The 16781-nt window shown below is 40.0% G+C and carries 13 protein-coding genes; 12 read left to right on the plus strand and 1 reads right to left on the minus strand.

Features of this window, described 5'->3' with window-relative positions:
- Nucleotides 1-79 precede the first annotated feature (79 nt).
- Nucleotides 80-1054, minus strand: a complete 975-nt coding sequence (locus AB3I00_RS09740; RefSeq protein WP_002287399.1) for an L-lactate dehydrogenase — start codon at nucleotides 1052-1054, stop codon at nucleotides 80-82.
- Between the two features lie 352 nt (nucleotides 1055-1406).
- Between AB3I00_RS09740 and pth the strand changes: the two genes are divergently transcribed.
- The 12 genes from pth to lysS all read left to right on the plus strand — a co-directional run bounded on the left by pth (nucleotide 1407) and on the right by lysS (nucleotide 16431).
- Nucleotides 1407-1967, plus strand: coding sequence for an aminoacyl-tRNA hydrolase (gene pth / locus AB3I00_RS09745; RefSeq protein ID WP_002315906.1), 561 nt, complete (start codon nucleotides 1407-1409; stop codon nucleotides 1965-1967).
- A 16-nt stretch (nucleotides 1968-1983) separates the two neighbouring features.
- Nucleotides 1984-5505 carry a transcription-repair coupling factor gene (gene mfd / locus AB3I00_RS09750; RefSeq protein WP_070704638.1) on the plus strand — a complete coding sequence of 1174 codons (3522 nt, stop codon included), beginning with the start codon at nucleotides 1984-1986 and terminating at the stop codon, nucleotides 5503-5505.
- A 14-nt stretch (nucleotides 5506-5519) separates the two neighbouring features.
- Complete coding sequence (locus AB3I00_RS09755; RefSeq protein WP_368025135.1) at nucleotides 5520-7115, plus strand: oligosaccharide flippase family protein; 1596 nt, start codon at nucleotides 5520-5522, stop codon at nucleotides 7113-7115.
- A 10-nt stretch (nucleotides 7116-7125) separates the two neighbouring features.
- On the plus strand, nucleotides 7126-7395 hold the full coding sequence (locus AB3I00_RS09760; protein WP_002287407.1) for an RNA-binding S4 domain-containing protein: 270 nt from the start codon (nucleotides 7126-7128) through the stop codon (nucleotides 7393-7395).
- Nucleotides 7396-7462: 67 nt separating this feature from the next.
- The gene (locus AB3I00_RS09765) at nucleotides 7463-7888 is read left to right on the plus strand and encodes a septum formation initiator family protein (protein WP_002287409.1); all 426 of its coding nucleotides are present in this window, start codon (nucleotides 7463-7465) and stop codon (nucleotides 7886-7888) included.
- A gap of 45 nt (nucleotides 7889-7933) precedes the next feature.
- On the plus strand, nucleotides 7934-8404 hold the full coding sequence (locus AB3I00_RS09770; RefSeq protein ID WP_002290937.1) for a S1 domain-containing RNA-binding protein: 471 nt from the start codon (nucleotides 7934-7936) through the stop codon (nucleotides 8402-8404).
- Nucleotides 8405-8523: 119 nt separating this feature from the next.
- Complete coding sequence (tilS, locus tag AB3I00_RS09775; protein WP_368025136.1) at nucleotides 8524-9969, plus strand: tRNA lysidine(34) synthetase TilS; 1446 nt, start codon at nucleotides 8524-8526, stop codon at nucleotides 9967-9969.
- Nucleotides 9969-10514 carry a hypoxanthine phosphoribosyltransferase gene (gene hpt / locus AB3I00_RS09780; RefSeq protein ID WP_002287415.1) on the plus strand — a complete coding sequence of 182 codons (546 nt, stop codon included), beginning with the start codon at nucleotides 9969-9971 and terminating at the stop codon, nucleotides 10512-10514. The genes tilS and hpt overlap by 1 nt, the downstream gene beginning before the upstream one ends.
- Before the next feature lie 89 nt (nucleotides 10515-10603).
- Nucleotides 10604-12715 (plus strand): ATP-dependent zinc metalloprotease FtsH, encoded by a 2112-nt coding sequence (ftsH, locus tag AB3I00_RS09785; protein ID WP_002290943.1) that lies wholly within the window; start codon nucleotides 10604-10606, stop codon nucleotides 12713-12715.
- A gap of 216 nt (nucleotides 12716-12931) precedes the next feature.
- Nucleotides 12932-13819, plus strand: coding sequence for an Hsp33 family molecular chaperone HslO (gene hslO, locus AB3I00_RS09790; RefSeq protein WP_002310401.1), 888 nt, complete (start codon nucleotides 12932-12934; stop codon nucleotides 13817-13819).
- Nucleotides 13820-14824, plus strand: coding sequence for a tRNA dihydrouridine synthase DusB (gene dusB, locus AB3I00_RS09795; protein ID WP_002373642.1), 1005 nt, complete (start codon nucleotides 13820-13822; stop codon nucleotides 14822-14824).
- A gap of 110 nt (nucleotides 14825-14934) precedes the next feature.
- On the plus strand, nucleotides 14935-16431 hold the full coding sequence (gene lysS, locus AB3I00_RS09800) for a lysine--tRNA ligase (RefSeq protein WP_002310399.1): 1497 nt from the start codon (nucleotides 14935-14937) through the stop codon (nucleotides 16429-16431).
- Nucleotides 16432-16781: the final 350 nt, after the last annotated feature.

A 16781-nucleotide genomic window follows, 5' to 3' on the forward strand; every position in this document is an offset into this window, starting at 1 on the left:
AAAAAATTTAGAAACCAGAAGAGTGATAAAATAAAAAAACGGAAAACACCGTTTAGATGTTTTCCGTCATATTCAAAAATTATTCAGCGTCTAGTTTAGCAAAAGCTTCATCTAGAATTTCTTTTAATTGTTTAGCAGAAGCAGCCATGCGGTCTTGTTCGCTGTCGCTTAAAGGAATTTCGATTACTTTTTGGATACCTTGACGGTTGATAACAGCAGGTGCACCAATGTAGATGTCGTTCAATCCATATTCGCCATTCATGAAGACTGATAAAGGAAGAACAGCATTTTCATCATCTAAGATGGCACGAGTGATACGTGCTAATGCTACTGCGATACCATAGAAAGTAGCGCCTTTTTTCTCGATAATTGTGTAAGCAGCGTCACGTACGCCGAAGAATAGGTTAACCATAGCTTCTTCATCGATTTCAGGGTTGTTTTTCACCCATTCATAGATTTGCAAGCCGGCAACATTTGCATGTGACCAAACTGGGAATTCTGAATCTCCGTGTTCACCTAAGATGTAAGCATGGACATTACGTGCATCAACGTCAACTAATTCCGCAAGTGCTTGACGGAAACGAGCAGAGTCAAGAGACGTACCTGAACCGATAACGCGTTCTTTAGGGAAACCTGAGAATTTCCAAGTTGAGTAAGTCAAAATATCTACTGGGTTAGCGGCAACTAAAAAGATACCGTTAAATCCTGATTCAACGATTTGTGTGACAACATCGCGGTTGATTTTTAAGTTTTTGTTTACTAAGTCTAAACGAGTTTCACCTGGTTTTTGTGGTGCGCCAGCTGTAATAACAACTAAGTCAGCATCATGTGCGTCTGCGTAAGTAGCAGAGTAGATTTTTTTAGGTGAAGTAAATGCCAAAGCGTGAGACAAGTCAATTGCGTCTCCTTCAGTTTTAGCAGTATTGATATCCACGATACCTACTTCTTGAGCAATATTTTGAGTAACTAGAGCAAAGGCATAGCTAGAACCTACGGCGCCGTCTCCAACAAGAATAACTTTTTGATGATCTTTTTTTTCTGCAGCTGCAGTCATTTAGTATCAATCCTTCCATTGATTTGTTTTTTCCCATGCTTATGCTAACATTTCTCAAGCCCCATGTCACGCTATTTGGCTATAAAATATAACAGATAACAAGGTTGTATTATATGTAAAAGCTTACATGTGCGTTATTTCACTATTTTTATAAATCAATTATTTCATTAAACTTTGAAGAAATTTTTAATTTCTTTATCATTTATTAACGATTCTCTTTTAGCCGAAACGCTTTGTTTTGTGGTATACTATACATTGACAGTATAAAAAAGAAAAAAAGCTCGATGGACTGGACCGCTAATTAGCAGTCCAGCCTTTTGTGCTGTTTTTAGAATTAGGTGGAAAAACAAAAATGAAAATGATCGTCGGGTTAGGAAACCCAGGTACCAAATACCAATATACTAAACACAATATCGGCTTTATGGTCGTGGATCAAATTGCACGCGAACATCAAGCTACTTTCAAAAAAAATCCATTCGAAGCAGAAGTTGCCGAATTTTTTCATAATGGAGAAAAGATCCTTCTAGTCAAACCACAGACATTTATGAATGAATCTGGTCGTGCAGTCGGACCGTTAATGACTTATTTTGGGATTTATCCAGAAGAATTAGTCGTCATCTACGATGATTTGGATCTGGCAGTAGGAAAGATCCGGCTCCGTCAAAAGGGGAGTGCCGGCGGGCATAATGGTATCAAAAGTATCATTTCCCATTTGAATACGAATGTCTTTGATCGAATCAAGGTGGGAATCGGCAGACCAGAAGGAAAAAAAACAGTGGTCCAACATGTGCTTAGTCCTTTCAGCAAAGAAAACCAGCCTTTGATAGAAGAAAGCATATTTCAATCTGTTAAAGCAGTCGAGTATCTCATAGAAGGGCATTCGTTCGTGGATGCGATGAATCAATTCAATTGAGAAAGGAGGAAAAGGAATGGATATCATTCAATTAGTCGGAAAAGATCCGCAAGTAAAAGAATGGATCAGCAATTTAGAAGAAAAAATGCCTAGACAACTAATCACAGGATTAGCTGGCTCAGCGAAGACGCTTCTATTTGCTCGAGCATTTAAGAAAACAAATAAAAATATGATCATTCTGATGCCAAATTTGTATTATGCCAATCAGTTAGCAGAAGATCTGCAACATGTGATTCCGCAGGATCAGATCCATTTATTTCCAGTGGATGAAGTGCTTTCTGCTGAAATGGCCTTTTCTTCTCCAGAAGCGCGAGGCGAGAGAGTCGCAACGCTCAACGCACTTCAAGAAAAAAAAGCAGGTATCTATTTGTTGCCAGTCGCAGCTTTGCACAAGCGGCTGCCGAATAAGAAAACTTGGCTACAGGCGCAATTGAATTGGCATGTTGGTGATGAGATAGATGTGGAAAATCTTCCTCGCCAATTGACTTTGATGGGCTATGTACGAGAAGAAATGGTCGCAAAACCCGGAGAATTCAGTATTCGAGGAAGCATCGTCGATATTTACCCATTAACAACAAACTATCCTATTCGTGTAGAATTATTTGATGTAGAGATAGATTCTATGCGGTATTTTGAAGCAGAAACACAACGTTCAATCGAAAAAACGGAAGAAATCTGGGTTTCTCCAACGAGTGAACAAGTCTATGGACCAGAGGATCTGGAACATGGAATAGAGCAAATGCAAAAAATGCTAGAAAAACGGCTTGCTGCGACCACAGAAGAAGCAGACCGCGAGTTTTTACAAGATTACTTTGGTCAGATGACTTCAAGTTGGCAAGCAGGTATCCCGACAGAAGAAGCAAAATTCTACTCAGATCTTCTTTACCAAGAATTTGTAACGATCTTGGATTATTTTCCTTCAAATAGTTTACTAGTCGTTGATGATTACCAACGGATCATGGAAACAAATCGGGAAATCGAAAGGGAAGCGGCAGAATGGCATACTCAAAAAATCAGCGAATTGCGGGTTTTTTCTGAGCAGTCATTTTCAGCAGATGTACAAAGAATCGTTCAAAAGGAAAAATTTACTACAACCTTTTTCTCACTCTTCCAAAAAGGGATGGGAAATCTTCGTTTCCAAGCAATCCATAATTTTCAATATCGGACGATGCAACAGTTCTTCGGACAAATGCCATTGCTGAAAACAGAAATGGATCGTTGGCGCAAGCAAAAACAGACTGTTGTGATCTTTATTCCGACAAAGGACAGAATACGTAAAGCAGAACAAATGCTTCGAGATGAAGATATATTAGTAGTAGAAACAGAAAAAAATGCATTGATCAGAGGACAGGTACAATTAGTTGAAGGAGCTTTGCAGGCTGGTTTTGAACTTCCTCAAGAAAAAATAGTAGCTATCACAGAAAAAGAAATTTTCCAAAAAACGACGAAAAAACAAACGAGACGACAAACAGTAACAAACGCAGAGCGATTGAAAAGCTATAATGAGTTAAAAGCAGGAGATTACGTTGTCCATGCCAATCATGGTATCGGGAAATACATTGGGATGGAAACGCTAGAAGTAGATGGCGTTCACCAAGACTATATGACTATTTTGTATCAAAACGACGACAAACTGTTTATTCCTGTTACTCAACTGAATCTGATCCAAAAATATGTCGCCTCGGAAGCCAAAGCACCTCGCATCAATAAGTTAGGCGGAAGTGAATGGACGAAAACTAAACGAAAAGTATCTTCGAAAATCGAAGATATCGCTGACGATTTAATCAAACTATACGCAGCAAGAGAATCAGAAAAAGGATATGCTTTTGGTCCTGATGACGCCTACCAAAAAGAATTTGAAAATGCTTTCCCTTATTCTGAAACAGATGACCAGTTGAGAAGTGCAGCGGAGATCAAGCGGGATATGGAAAAAGAAAAACCAATGGATCGACTACTCGTAGGTGATGTTGGTTATGGGAAAACAGAAGTAGCGCTTCGAGCGGCCTTTAAAGCGATAAAGGAAAGCAAACAAGTAGCCTTTTTAGTTCCAACAACGATCTTGGCACAGCAGCACTATGAAACGATGCTGGAAAGATTTGAAGGTTTCCCCGTAAATATCGGGCTATTAAGTCGTTTCAGAACAAGAAAGCAACAAAAAGAAACCATCGAACAACTGCGCACAGGTCAAGTTGATATTGTTGTAGGAACCCATCGAATCTTGTCAAAAGATATTGAATTTAGCGATTTGGGTCTATTGATCATTGACGAAGAACAACGTTTTGGTGTAAAACATAAAGAACGATTGAAACAGTTACGTGCACAAGTGGATGTTTTGACTCTGACAGCAACACCGATTCCGAGAACTTTGCATATGTCGATGCTAGGCGTGCGAGATCTTTCAGTAATCGAAACACCGCCTGCGAATCGTTATCCGATCCAAACATATGTTATGGAAAAAAATCCTGGGGCTATCCGCGAAGCAATCCATCGAGAAATGGGACGAGGTGGACAAGTATTCTATTTATATAATCGAGTAGAAACGATCGAACAAAAAGTAGAAGAAATCCAAGAACTCGTTCCGGAAGCGCGGATCGGCTATGCTCATGGACAAATGACAGAGGCGCAATTAGAAAATACGCTCTTTGAATTTATTGAAGGTCAGTATGATGTTCTTGTCACTACGACCATCATTGAAACAGGAGTGGATATCCCGAACGCAAATACATTGTTTGTTGAGAACGCTGATTATATGGGTTTATCCACGTTATATCAATTACGCGGACGGGTAGGAAGAAGTAGCCGCGTCGCATATGCTTACTTTATGTATGAGCAGCAGAAGATCCTTAATGAAGTCAGTGAAAAACGTCTTCAGGCAATCAAAGATTTTACAGAATTGGGATCTGGATTCAAAATTGCGATGCGTGATCTTTCCATTCGCGGTGCAGGTAATCTCTTAGGTGCTCAGCAACATGGATTTATTGATGCAGTCGGTTTCGATATGTATTCTCAAATGCTGAGCGAAGCAGTGTCTCGTAAACAAGGAAAGAATAGTCAAGTGGAGAAGACCACTGTTGAGATCGACCTCGGTGTTGATGCATATCTACCTGAAACATACGTGGCAGATCAGCGGCAGAAAATCGAGATCTATAAACGAATTCGTGAACTTGATTCGCAAGAAATGCTAGATGAACTGGAAGATGATCTGCTCGACCGTTTTGGAGAATACCCAGAAGAAGTAGCACACCTCCTGACAATCGGACAGATTAAAATGGATGGCGATCGAGCGCTCTTGGAAACGATAAGGAAACAGGAGCCGCATATCGTCTTTACTCTAAGCAAAGTTGGAACGAAACGCTATAGCGTGGAACAATTATTCGAAGCGCTAACGGCGACGAAACTAAAAGCCAGTCTAGGCGTTGAAAAAGAACAGATGGTGATACGCTTGACGATTCCAAACCAAATGGAAGAAGCAGTGTGGCTTCAGGAAATCCAAAAGTTTGTCAAAGCATTGCGTGAGCAAAAATATCTGTCAGCGTAGGAAGGAGCAACGATTTGGATCATAAAGAAATGCGGCGCGTCATGCAAGGAGCATTTGTACTGACGATTGCTTCTTTCATAGCAAAAGTATTAAGTGCCCTTTACCGAATTCCTCTCCAAAACTTAGTCGGCGACGAAGGTTTTTATGTTTATCAGCAAGTTTATCCAATTTATGGGATAGCAATGACTTTAGCTTTATCAGGTCTTCCGCAGTTCATATCAAAGTACGTTGCAGAAAGAAAGAATCCTTTCGAGCGAAAGCAAGCTTTGCAAAGTCTTTATCCCTTGGTGTTTTGGACAGGCGTCTTTCTGTGGCTGTTTGTCTTTTCATTTAGCAGTTGGATTGCTTGGATGATGGGGGATATACAATTGAAACCACTGATCCAAGTAGTTTCTTTTACCTTTTTGCTGATGCCTGGTTTATCTTTTTATCGAGGGAATTTTCAAGGAAGATTTTTGATGGAACCAACGGCAGTTTCTCAAGTTGTTGAGCAGTTCGTTCGTGTTTCTGTAATCGTCTGTAGTGCGTTTGCTTTTAGAAAGCTCGGATGGACGGTGTACCAAACGGGGACGGCAGCGATGAGTGGAGCCGTTTTTGGCGGGTTATGCGCATATGGAATCCTTCACTACTATGAACAAAAGATTCATGGAGGAGTATTAAGCTTCCGCCGGTTCCCATTATTCAAACAGCCACCAAAATCTTTGATCCGACGCTTTCTAGTAGAAGGCGGTCTGGTTTCGATTTATAGCGGATTACTCATCTTTTTTCAGCTGATCGACTCTTTCTTTGTAAAAAATGCTTTGGAAGTTTACGGTCTATCGGAATATGGTGCGAAGATAGCAAAAGGGGTCTATGACCGAGGGCAGCCTTTGGTTCAATTAGGTTTAGTGATTGCCACCGCATTAAGTGCGACATTTCTGCCTACATTGACCCGTCATTTGACCAATCGGATCTATCGTCAGTTTTTGCAGACAGCCAAAATCTATCTTAGATTGACGACCGCTTTGGCATTAGCTGCATCTTTGGGATTAGCCTTACTGCTTCCTTATATCAATTATGCGTTGTTTAAAGATTATGCAGGAAATGTAGCGCTTGTATTGTTTGTTTTTTCCATTGCTTTTACTGCAGTCATCCAAGCCTATCAAAGTATTGCTCAAAGCAAGAACTCTTTTCGCCCTTCTTTAAAAGGAGCAGGATGGGGGCTCTTGGTAAAAGGATTGACTACTTCTTTTCTAACTGGTTTATTAGGAACAGCCGGAGCAAGCCTGTCTACCCTTTTAGGATTAGGTGTGACGCTTTGGTATTTTGTCCGAATCGAAACAAAAGAACTAAATGCTTTTTGGAAAGAACGACATTTTGGGCGGAAGTTGATTATCAGCCTTCTTTGTATGACAGCAGTCCTGCTGCTGTATTATGGTGTATTGAATATAGTGTTTGGTCCTGTAACTCATCGTTCCACTGCTTTTTTTGTCAGTGTGATAGGCGTTGGGGTTGGCGCATCTGTGTTCATTTATGCAGTGATTCGTCTCCGTCTGTTTACAGTAAGAGAGTGGCTCATGTTGCCATTTGGTAAGAAAATTCTACGATTAAACAAAAAAATCAAAAAGTGAGGAATAAGATATGCGATTAGACAAATTTTTAAAAATATCCCGAATCATCAAAAGACGATCAGTAGCAAAAGAAGTGGCTGATAAAGGAAGGATCCAAATCAACGGAAAATTGGCGAAATCTTCCAGTGACGTCAAAGTAGGCGACATTTTGAAAGTCCAGTTCGGCAACAAAACATTGGAAGTAAAAATTACGGAATTACATGAATCGACCAAAAAAGAAGATGCACAAAAAATGTACGAAATTATTTCTGAAAATCGCACAGAAACACTAGAGAAATAGATTAGACAAGCTTTCATGATATTGGTATAATGAGAAAGACAATCAAAAAAGATTGGAGCGAATCCAAGTGACGAAAAAAAGCAATAAAATCGCTGCGCTAGATACGGAATATGCAAAGAAAAAGTATGCTGAATTTCAGCAACAACAACGACAACTGATTTTTCGAAGACGCAGACTGGCTGCAATTTTTGTTGGTGCTTTGGTCATTTTCGCGATAATAGGTGTGCAGATTTTCCATGATATGCAAAGGATGCATCAATTGAACGAATTGAGAGTCGAAGCAAATACTGAAATGAAAGAAGTCAACGCAGACGTTGATCAGCTGCACCAAGATGTTTCATTGCTGAAAGATGATGAATATGTAGCTAAACTTGCCAGAAGCAAATTCTTTTACTCAAAAGACGGTGAAAAAGTTTATCCTATATTAGAATCAAATACAGACAGCTCGACAAATGAAACAGATCAATCAACTAGTTCTACAACTGCAAAATAAGCAGGAATATAAAAAAGGGAAATAATTAGGAGGAACATTTTTTTTATGTCAATCGAGGTAGGAGCAAAACTGCAAGGAAAAGTATCAGGAATTACAAATTTTGGTGCGTTTATTGATCTAGGTGCTGGAAAAACGGGTCTAGTTCATATTAGCGAAGTGTCAAATGGATATGTAAAAGACATCCATGATGTTTTAAGTGTAGGAGATGAAGTAACAGTCAAAGTTATTTCAGTAAATGATGATGGGAAAATCGGACTATCTATCCGCAAAGCGCAGGAACAACCTGTAGAATCTGGAGAAGAAAGCCGTCCTAAAAAATTTCAACAAAAAGATTCCCGTGACAACCGCAATCGTCCAGCACAGAAAAAATCTTTTTCTCGCAGTCAGCCTTCAGCTCAAAAAGAAGACTTCGATTCATTGATGAGTTCATTTTTGAAAGATAGCGATGACCGCTTATCTTCATTGAAGCGAAACACAGAAGGAAAACGCGGTGGTCGTGGCGGACGCCGCAGCTAATAAAGCTGAAAATAATGATAATGCGACTATTTTAGTCAGAGTATCAACAGAGGGCAGGTTAATTGTCGTTTTAGACGTTTTCCCGCTCTCTTTTTTTAGGAAGAAAGGGTGTGGAAAGAATGAGCGTTGAAAAAGACGGTAAAAAAGTACCGCTATTGCAGCAGTCATTTATTCGGCACGGGAATGAACAAAGATTCTGGCAAAAAGAATCAAGGATTTTAGCAGCGATATCAGGTGGGGTTGATTCGATGGTTTTGCTCCATTTGCTTTTGCAAGCGCAACGCCAAATCGGTTTTTCTTTGGGCGTCGTCCATATCAATCACCAATTGAGAGAAGAATCAGCAGAAGAAGCTACTTATCTTCGCTCATATTGTGAAAAGAAGAATCTCCCTTTATATGTAAGTGTTTGGGAAGATCCGGCCAAAACGGCCATAGAAACAGCAGCCCGTAACTTTCGTTATCAAGCATTCACTCGCGTGATGGAAGAAGAACAATATGATACGTTGATGACTGCTCATCATGGAGATGATCAAATCGAGACGGTGTTGATGAAAATCATTCGTGGAGGACAGTTAAGTACTTTTTCTGGGATCAAAGAAGTACAACCATTTGCTACGGGCAGGCTTGTTCGTCCATTGCTGAGTTTCAGTAAAGAAGAATTATATGCTTATGCAGCAGAATCACAGCTTGTTTACTTTGAGGATCAGACGAACCAATTATTAGATGTCCAAAGAAATCGGCTTCGCCATTTGGTTGTTCCTCAGTTAAAACAAGAAAACACCCAGGTGATGAGACATTTTCAGCAGTTTTCGCAACAGATTCAATGGGCAGACCAAGTCATTCAAAAATGTATGGGGCAGTTAATCGAAAAGGAAGTCGAACAGTTAAAGGATCGATTTCAATTTTCAGCAGAAATGATAGAAAAAATGGAAGAAGCGGAACGATACTATTTTTTCCACTCCTTCTTCGACAAAGTATTCTCAGAAACAGGGGTCATTTTGAAAGAGCAGCAAATGGCATCGATTTTAGAGCAGTGGCAACAGAAAAAAAGTCAATGGCAGCTTAGCATCGGCAACAACTGGGTACTGAAAAGAGAGTACCATTTTGTTGTACTCGCTAAAAAAGAAAAACAAGCCACTGCTCAGACAGAAGATCAGCGCTTGTTGCTTATTCCAGAACAAGGGATACAGTTGAACGAAACAGAATGGATTGGTCTGCTCAAACCTGAACATTCAGAGGACATCAAAGCAACAGATTCATGGTCTCTGTTTTCTCATGACATTTGGGTTCCCGCCGATGTGCAACTATATGTCGAAAAAAGAAAAGCAGGAGACCGTATCCAATTAACGGAGAAACTTACAAAAAAAGTATCTAGATATTTTATCGATCAGAAAGTACCTAATTCACAAAGGCAGCATGCTTGGATCATTACAGATGCCAAAAGAAATATATATAGCTTGATACCTTTTGCCTTTTCATATTTGAGTATTCGTGAAGAAACTGATAAAATACACTACATACTTCTTTACAAATATCAAAAAGAAGCAATTGGAAGGAGAACCTGATGTTGGAAAAGGATATTGAGAGAATTTTGATCTCACAAGAAGAGATACAAGTTCGTTGCAAAGAACTAGGCAAAGAGTTAACAGAAATTTACCAAAACACCAATCCCCTAGTAGTAGGTGTCTTAAAAGGAGCGGTACCATTCATGGCAGATATCGTTCGTTCTATCGATACGTATTTGGAATTGGATTTCATGGATGTTTCAAGCTACGGGAATGCAACAGTCTCGTCAGGGGAAGTAAAAATCGTCAAAGACTTGGATACAAATGTAGAAGGTCGCGATCTGTTGATCGTTGAAGATATCATTGACAGCGGAAGAACACTTGCTTATTTAGTGGATCTTTTCAAATACCGCAAAGCTAAATCAGTCAAAATCGTTACACTACTTGACAAACCCGAAGGAAGAGTAGTAAACATCGAAGCAGATTATGTTGGGTTCAACGTACCAAATGAATTTGTTGTCGGTTATGGCTTGGATTATGCAGAAGCATATCGTAACCTTCCGTACATCGGTGTATTGAAACCTAGTGTTTATCAATCAAATTAATGCTGTATCTCAATTAAATTATGGTACAATAGAATGGTCAGGATTGATAAAAAACTGTTAAATTAAATTGACGCTTAGGGAGGGCAACTATGAACAAAAAGAACAATGGCATGATGAAAAATGCCTTGTATTATGTCCTCGTAATCTTAGCGATGGTAATGGTCGTTTATTTCATTTTTGGTAATAACGGCCAGCGATCGTCAGATATCGAGTACTCAAAATTCACAGAACAACTACAAGCAGGCAAAATCAAAGAGTTTGAAGTGCAGCCTGCAAATGGTGTATATAAGATCACTGGTGAATACAAGGAACAGCAGACAGTCGCTAACAGCGGCGGGTTAGCTATCTTGGGTTCAACAGATACGACTACTACCCATTTCACAACAATCATTTTGCCAAATGATACAACATTGAGCCAAGTAACAGAACTGGCAAAAGAAAACAAAGTTGCTACAACAGTAAAAGAAGAATCAAGCAGCGGCGTATGGGTTTCGTTATTGCTTAGCTTCTTGCCGATCGTGATCATCATCTTTTTCTTCTACATGATGATGGGACAACAAGGCGGCGGTGGTGGCGGTGGCGGCCGTGTCATGAACTTTGGTAAATCAAAAGCCAAAGAAGCAGACAAAAAAGCTAATCGCGTACGTTTTTCTGATGTAGCGGGTGCGGAAGAAGAAAAACAAGAACTAGTTGAAGTTGTTGAATTTCTGAAAGATCCTCGCCGATTTGTTGAATTAGGTGCCCGTATCCCGGCAGGTGTACTTTTAGAAGGACCTCCAGGAACAGGTAAAACCTTGTTAGCAAAAGCTGTTGCCGGAGAAGCTGGTGTACCATTTTATTCGATCTCAGGTTCTGATTTCGTAGAAATGTTTGTCGGTGTCGGGGCAAGCCGTGTTCGTGATTTGTTTGAAACAGCGAAGAAAAACGCACCGGCTATCATTTTCATCGATGAAATTGATGCAGTAGGTCGTCAACGTGGTGCCGGTATGGGCGGCGGACATGATGAACGCGAACAAACATTGAACCAATTGCTTGTAGAAATGGATGGTTTCGACGGAAATGAAGGAGTAATCGTCATTGCTGCAACTAACCGTTCTGACGTACTAGATCCAGCGTTACTACGTCCCGGACGTTTTGACCGTCAAATTTTAGTTGGCCGTCCAGATGTAAAAGGACGTGAAGCAATCTTACGTGTCCATGCACGGAATAAACCGATGGCCGATGATGTTGACTTGAAAGTTGTTGCTCAACAGACTCCAGGATTTGCCGGAGCAGATTTGGAAAACGTCTTGAATGAAGCGGCGCTAGTAGCTGCTAGAAGAAATAAAAAGAAAATCGATGCTTCTGATATCGATGAAGCGGAAGATCGCGTGATTGCAGGTCCAGCTAAAAAAGATCGTGTAATCAGCAAAAAAGAACGCGAAATGGTTGCTTATCACGAAGCTGGTCATACGATTGTCGGATTAGTGTTAAGTCGCGCTCGGGTCGTCCACAAAGTAACGATTATCCCTCGCGGACGCGCTGGTGGATATATGATCGCTTTACCAAAAGAAGATCAGTTCTTGATGACAAAAGAAGATATGTTTGAACAAATCGTAGGCTTGCTTGGTGGACGTACAGCTGAAGAAATCATCTTCAATGTCCAATCAACTGGTGCTTCCAATGACTTTGAACAAGCGACAGCTTTAGCACGAAGCATGGTAACAGAATATGGAATGAGCGATCGTTTAGGTCCCGTTCAATATGAAGGCAATCATCAAGTGTTCGTTGGCCGCGACTACGGTCAAACAAAAGCTTACTCTGAACAAGTTGCTTTCGAAATTGATCAAGAAGTACGCAAGATTTTGATGGAAGCTCATGCCAAAGCTCATGAAATCATCGAAGCTCATCGTGCACAGCATAAATTGATTGCTGAAAAACTTCTGGAATTCGAAACATTGGATGCCAAAGCAATCAAATCGTTATTCGAACACGGTGTGATGCCTGAAGGTACTGAGTCAAATGATTATCCAAGCGAAAAAGAAGCGAAAACTTTTGAAGAAGCAAAACGTGCTTTGGAAGAAAAAGACGCTGAAAAACAAGCAGAAGAAAAACGTGATTTTGAAGAAGCAAAACATGAACTGCATGAGGAAAATAAAGCAGAGCATGATTCAGATTCTCAACAATCAGAAGATGATCATTCAGACGATCGATACAAATAAAAAAATATAGGTCAATTGATCTGATAGGACTCCCGAAAACCGGAACAAAAACCGGTTTTCGGGAGATTTCTTTATTTAAGATGTAAATAGGATGATGTCCTGTTTTCTAGATGATTCTGAATTATTTTTAAAAGAAGCATTCCAAAGTTGAAAAAAGCAGGAGTTGCTAGTATGATTCACTATGAGTTTAAAAACGGAAAAAGGAGTACATAACAAATGAAAGATTATCTGGTTAAGGCACTTGCTCACGACGGATTCGTACGAGCATACGCCGTTCAAGCAACAAATACCGTAGCGGAGGCACAAAGACGTCATGATACTTGGCATACGTCCTCAGCTGCTTTAGGACGAACATTAGTGGGCAGTCTGCTGCTTGGTGCAACACTTAAAGGAGAAGATAAACTAACTGTTCGAATCCAAGGCGATGGTCCAGCAGCGGGAATCGTAGTAGATGCAAATGGGAAGGGAGATGTGAAAGGCTACATCAAAAATCCGCATCTCAGTCTTCCTTTGAATAGTGAAGGTAAAATCGATGTGCGAGGAGCAGTTGGGACACAAGGGATGTTTACTGTCACAAAAGATTTAGGATTAAAAGAACCTTTTTCTGGACAAACGCCAATTGTTTCTGGAGAAATCGCTGAAGATTTTACTTACTATCTCGCTATCTCAGAACAAATCCCTTCAGCTGTTGGACTAAGTGTACTGGTCAATACTGATGACAGTATCAAGACAGCGGGTGGATTCATGATTCAAATCATGCCAGGTGCCGATGAAGAAACAATCAGCAAGATTGAGGAACAATTAAAAACAACACCAAGAATCTCTACTCTCTTAGATGAAGGACAGACACCAGAAGAAATATTGAAGGGATTGCTTGATACAGAAGAGCTGAACGTTTTAGAAAAAATGCCTGTTCAATTCAAATGTGACTGTTCGAAAGAAAAATTTGCAGAAGCAATTATCGCGCTAGGTGCAGAAGAAATCCAAGCAATGATAGATGAAGATCATGGAGCAGAAGCGGTATGCTCTTTCTGTAACAATAAATACAAGTATAGTGAAGAAGAATTAGCTGGATTGAAGAAAGAAGCCTTAGGAGGAATTTAAGTGGAACACAAATGGAAAATCGGCAATGTTGAAATCCCTAATCGTGTCGTTGTTGCGCCGATGGCTGGAATAACAAATTCAGCATTTCGAGTCACTGTCAAAGAATTTGGTGCAGGCTTAGTCGTATGTGAAATGATCAGTGACCAAGGTATCCATTTCAGAAACAAAAAAACTTTAGAGATGCTCCACATTGAAGAAACAGAACATCCATTAAGTTTACAGATATTTGGCGGGAACAAAGACAGCCTAGTTGAAGCCGCTCAATTTGTCGAAGAAAACACAGCTGCAGATATAATAGATATCAATATGGGCTGCCCAGTAAACAAAGTGATCAAAGCAGAAGCAGGGGCAAAGTGGCTTTTAGATCCTGAGAAAGTATACGAAATGGTTCAAGCTGTTTCTTCAGCAGTAGATATCCCTGTAACGGTCAAGATGCGTATCGGTTGGGATGAAGAACACGTCTTTGCTGTAGAAAATGCATTAGCAGCACAATCAGCTGGAGCAAGTGCCATCGCTATGCACGGGCGTACGCGGGTTCAGATGTATGAGGGAAAAGCAGATTGGGAAATATTAAAAGAAGTAAAAAAACATCTCACCATCCCATTTATGGGGAACGGGGATGTCAAAACACCCGAAGATGCAAAACGGATGCTTGATTATGTTGGTGCAGACGGTGTGATGATTGGCCGGGCAGCTTTGGGAAACCCATGGATGATTCATCGTACACAGCATTATCTAGAAACAGGAGAACTGATTCCTGAGCCAACACCAGCCGAAAAGATTGCTACAGCTAAACTTCATTTACAACGCTTAGCAGATCTCAAAGGAGAAAAAGTAGCATGTAGAGAATTCAGAACACATGCGGCTTATTATTTAAAAGGGATTCCTCGAGCAGCAAAAGTGAAAGTAGCAATCAATCAGACAGAAAATCAGCAAGAAATCAATGATCTGCTGGATCAATTTGTAGAAAAAGCAGAAAAAGTACTATTGAAACAAACGTTGTGATTTCTAAGTTTTTCGTGAATTTTCAAGCCGAAATTCCAAGTTCGGCTTGCTTTTTTTGTGTTTCATTGGCATTATAGGAAAGAGATTAACATGAGAATGGAGGAACTTTTGTGACACAGGAACAACAACATCAAGTAGAAGATTTAAATGATCAAATGCTTGTACGTCGTCAAAAAATGGAACAATTGCGTGAAGATGGAATCGATCCATTTGGAAAAAGATTTGAACGCACACACAACTCAGAAGAATTGCATGAACTATTTGATCCAAGAACAAAAGAAGAACTAGCAGAGATGGGATTGACCGCTAGTGTAGCTGGTCGTATGATGACTCGCCGAGGAAAAGGAAAAGCTGGATTTGCGCATCTACAAGATCGTGAAGGCCAAATTCAAATTTATGTGAGAAAAGACCAAGTAGGTGATGAAGCCTATGAAGTATTCAAACATGCAGACCTTGGAGATTTCTTTGGTGTAACTGGACAAATCATGAAAACAGACACAGGCGAAGTTTCTATCAAAGCTTCAGAAATCACGATTTTGTCAAAAGCACTTCGTCCACTGCCAGATAAATACCATGGCTTGACGAATATTGAACAACGCTACAGACAACGCTACTTGGATTTGATCAGTAATCGCGAAAGCTTTGACCGATTTATGAAACGAAGCCAAATTATCAGCGAGATCCGTCGTTATTTAGATGGCAATGGCTATATCGAAGTAGAAACGCCAGTATTGCATAATGAGGCAGGTGGAGCCGCTGCTCGTCCATTCATCACACACCATAATGCACTGGATATTGATTTATATTTGCGTATCGCGTTGGAACTTCATTTGAAACGACTAATTGTCGGAGGAATGGAAAAAGTTTATGAAATCGGTCGTGTTTTCCGTAATGAAGGGATTGACACTACGCATAATCCAGAATTTACGATGTTAGAAGCATACACAGCATATACTGATTTCAATGATGTAATGAATCTGACAGAAGGTATTATCCGTAACGCAGCTGAAAAAGTACTAGGGACAGCGAAAATCACATATGATGGACAAGCTGTTGACTTAGAAAGCGACTTTAAACGTATCCATATGGTAGATGCGATCAAAGAACAAACTGGTGTAGACTTCTGGAAAGAAATGACATTGGAAGAAGCATTAGCCTTAGCTGAAAAACATAACGTAGAAGTAACAGAAGCGATGGGTGTCGGACATGTTATCAATGAATTCTTTGAAACGTTTGTTGAAGAAACGTTGACACAACCGACATTTGTTTACGGACATCCAGTCGAAGTTTCGCCGTTAGCGAAGAAAAATCCAGAAGATCCTCGATTCACAGACCGATTCGAACTATTTATCGTAGGACGCGAATTTGCTAATGCCTTTACGGAACTGAACGATCCAATCGATCAAAGAGAACGATTTGAAGCACAAGAAAAAGAACGTGAACTAGGGAACGATGAAGCTCACGGTGTAGACGAAGACTTCTTGGAAGCATTAGAATACGGTATGCCGCCAACTGGTGGTCTAGGTATCGGGATTGACAGATTAGTGATGCTGCTAACTGACGCTCAATCCATTCGGGACGTTCTACTATTCCCAACAATGAGATAATCAAATAAAAGCTGTCTAGGGGACTCCTTAGGCAGCTTTTGCTATGTAGAAAGCAACAAACAATAACGAATGTTCAAAAGCTGTTATCAAATATTGCAGACATTAATGGAGCCGAAAGCGAACGATGAAGAAAGAAAAGTAGTAAATAATCGCTTATTGAAAAAAGCTTGAAAAAATACAAAAAATTCGTTGACCAAGATAAATTTAGTTGGTATATTATTACTTGTCCAAAAGACAGAAGGAAATATTTCTTCAAAAACATAACAAAAAAGTTATTGACATGTTGCTAACGACATGATAAGATAACTGAGTCGTTAAAAAAGAACAGCTTGCGAAGCTTGATTCTATCG

Source organism: Enterococcus sp. C76, from assembly GCF_040886985.1.
In the GTDB taxonomy this organism is placed as follows: Bacteria; Bacillota; Bacilli; order Lactobacillales; family Enterococcaceae; genus Enterococcus_B; species Enterococcus_B lactis.

Excerpts from the sequence above, each read along its gene's own strand:
- AB3I00_RS09740 (WP_002287399.1), bottom strand. The coding sequence starts at position 1,054 with ATGACTGCAGCTGCAGAAAAAAAAGATCATCAAAAAGTTATTCTTGTT.
- pth (WP_002315906.1), top strand. The coding sequence starts at position 1,407 with ATGAAAATGATCGTCGGGTTAGGAAACCCAGGTACCAAATACCAATAT.
- mfd (WP_070704638.1), top strand. The coding sequence starts at position 1,984 with ATGGATATCATTCAATTAGTCGGAAAAGATCCGCAAGTAAAAGAATGG.
- AB3I00_RS09760 (WP_002287407.1), top strand. The coding sequence starts at position 7,126 with ATGCGATTAGACAAATTTTTAAAAATATCCCGAATCATCAAAAGACGA.
- AB3I00_RS09770 (WP_002290937.1), top strand. The coding sequence starts at position 7,934 with ATGTCAATCGAGGTAGGAGCAAAACTGCAAGGAAAAGTATCAGGAATT.
- tilS (WP_368025136.1), top strand. The coding sequence starts at position 8,524 with ATGAGCGTTGAAAAAGACGGTAAAAAAGTACCGCTATTGCAGCAGTCA.
- hpt (WP_002287415.1), top strand. The coding sequence starts at position 9,969 with ATGTTGGAAAAGGATATTGAGAGAATTTTGATCTCACAAGAAGAGATA.
- ftsH (WP_002290943.1), top strand. The coding sequence starts at position 10,604 with ATGAACAAAAAGAACAATGGCATGATGAAAAATGCCTTGTATTATGTC.
- hslO (WP_002310401.1), top strand. The coding sequence starts at position 12,932 with ATGAAAGATTATCTGGTTAAGGCACTTGCTCACGACGGATTCGTACGA.